We start from the raw sequence: 672 nt of genomic DNA, 5'->3' as shown, positions 1-672 counted from the left end.
CTTCTGCGGCAACGATGAGCAACCTTTTCTGGCTGACCGACGCACAGATGGCGCGGCTTCAACCCTTCTTTCCCAAGAGCCATGGCAAGCCGCGCGTCGATGACCGGCGTGTGTTGAGCGGGATAATCTTCATCAACCGCAATGGCTTGCGGTGGTGTGATGCGCCCAAGGAGTATGGTCCGCCAAAGACCCTCTACAACCGCTGGAAGCGGTGGAGCGACAAGGGGGTCTTCGCCCGGATGATGGTTGGGCTGGCTGCCGAGGCCGCTGTGCCGAAGACGGTGATGATCGACGCGACCTATCTCAAGGCGCATCGCACGGCGACCAGCCTGCGGTCGAAAAAGGGGGGGCAGGCGACCAGAGGGGCCGTCTGATTGGCCGCACGAAGGGTGGCATGAACACCAAGCTTCATGCCGTCACCGATGCCGATGGCCGACCGATCCGGTTCTTCATGACCGCAGGCCAAGGTAAGCGCGACACCGGCGCGGCAGCTCTGCTGAGCAGTCTGCCCGCGGCGGAGTGGCTGCTGGCCGACCGGGGCTACGATGCCGACTGGTTCAGGGAAGCGTTGAAAGAGAAGGGGATAAAGCCCTGCATTCCCGGCAGGAAGTCGCGCGGCAAGCCAATCAAGCACGACAAGCGCCGTTACAAGCGCCGCAACAGGATCGAGAT

Annotated in this window: 1 pseudogene; it reads left to right on the top strand. The window is 62.6% G+C overall.

The window, feature by feature from the left end:
- Positions 1-14: 14 nt before the first annotated feature.
- Positions 15-672: pseudogene (locus tag UB43_RS29440) on the top strand (IS5 family transposase); the annotation flags it as partial.

This window comes from Pseudomonas sp. 21, assembly GCF_000955805.1.
In the GTDB taxonomy this organism is placed as follows: Bacteria; Pseudomonadota; Gammaproteobacteria; order Pseudomonadales; family Pseudomonadaceae; genus Pseudomonas.
Note: the sequence above shows the minus strand (reverse complement) of the source record. Positions and strands in the feature narration are given on the sequence as shown.